The sequence below is a fragment of the Methylobacterium haplocladii genome, from assembly GCF_007992175.1.
Classification (GTDB): domain Bacteria; phylum Pseudomonadota; class Alphaproteobacteria; order Rhizobiales; family Beijerinckiaceae; genus Methylobacterium; species Methylobacterium haplocladii.
Genome location: NZ_BJZT01000076.1, coordinates 1 through 1,388, shown reverse-complemented (window position 1 = coordinate 1,388; position 1,388 = coordinate 1). Strand labels below are relative to the sequence as shown.

Annotated in this window: 1 protein-coding gene; it reads right to left on the bottom strand. The window is 69.9% G+C overall.

Annotation, left to right across the window (positions count from 1 at the left end; genetic code table 11):
- Window positions 1-60: 60 nt before the first annotated feature.
- Window positions 61-1,329, bottom strand: a complete 1,269-nt coding sequence (locus MHA02_RS21785; protein ID WP_147082668.1) for an IS701 family transposase — start codon at window positions 1,327-1,329, stop codon at window positions 61-63.
- Between the last annotated feature and the right edge of the window lie 59 nt (window positions 1,330-1,388).

Below are 1,388 nucleotides of genomic sequence, written 5' to 3'. Positions count from 1 at the left end.
TGTCAGGGAGGCAGATCGAGGGCAGCGTCACAGTGCGGGCATCGGCGCGGTGATGGCCGGCTAAGGTGGTCGAGGATGGCCTGCCGGATCGCCGGCATCGAGGGCTGAGGCGGTGGGCAGCCGCTTCTTTTTTTTCCGCCCTGCTGCTGCCAAGCGCCGGGATTGGAGGAAGGCGTAGGCCATCATCGTCATCAGCGCGTGTCGATTCAGCCCGGTCCACGAGCGCCCCTCGAAGTGGTCGAGGCCGAGTTCCTCCTTCATCTGCTGGTGGACCTGCTCGCAGATCCAGCGTGCCTTGATGGTGGCGGCGAGCTGCTTGAGGGTTGCGTCGGCGGGGAGGTTCGAGAGGTAGAACTTGCGCTCGCCCGAGCCGCGCTCCTCGCGCACCAGCCAGACCTCGTCGCCGGGCAGGTGCTGGTTGCCTTGCGTGCCGATCCGCTGGGTCGGACCATCGGCCATCCGGACGCGCAGCGCGCAGAAGCGAGCCCGCAGCCGGCCCTTGGTGCCGCGCCGCCAAGTCACCGCCCGGCCGGTCATGTCCGCCAGGATCGTCTCCGCCGCGACCGAGACCTGATCCGGCACGTGGCGCTTGCGCGGTCGCCCACGCCCCGCGACGGGGAAGATCATCGTCACGTCGGCCGGGTAGACCTTGCTGCGTCCCGAGATCCCAACGGCCCAGCTCAGGCCCCGCGCGCTCAGGGCCTGCCGGAACGGGGCGGACCCATACCCCGCATCGGCCAGCACGCAGCCGAAGCGCACGCCACCCGCCCGGACCCGGTCGATCTCCGCGACCGCGATCTCCAGCTTGGTGCGGGCCGCGCGCCGACCCTCGGGAATGCCGGCCCCGGCCATTCGGTCCGGGTCGGCCGTCCAAGTCTCGGGCAGGAACAGCGCCAAGCCGACCGCCACGGGCACCTCGCCGCGCGCCAGCGTGAGCGACACCAATGTCTGGCAGTTGGCGGTCTTGCCCAGCGTCGTGGCGTATTGCGGGGCCACGCCGACCGAGCGGTTGCCCTTCTTCGGCAGGGCGGTGTCGTCGACGACCAGGATCGCATCCGCACCACCGACGAGGCGATCGGCCTCGCCGAGCAGCGCCTGCTGCAGGGGAGCCTCATCCCAGATCCCGGCCGCGATGAAGTGGTGCAGCCGGTCGTAGGGGACCCCCTCGGTCCGCGCCGCCATCGGCTGGACGCTCTTGCGATCACCCAGGCCTATCAGCCCGGCCACATAGAGCGGGCACATCGCCCGGCGCGCCGGATGCGACAGGCCTGCGAGGAACGGCTGCAGCCACCGATCCAGATCGTCACGCCATCCGCCAACGTCCGACATCACGAACACTCATGATCATCGCCATGGCATGCGAATCCGCAAAAACCGCTCGCGTTCCG

Bases quoted from the DNA above. Each gene is read 5' to 3' on its own strand.
- MHA02_RS21785 (WP_147082668.1), bottom strand. From the start codon at position 1,329: ATGTCGGACGTTGGCGGATGGCGTGACGATCTGGATCGGTGGCTGCAG.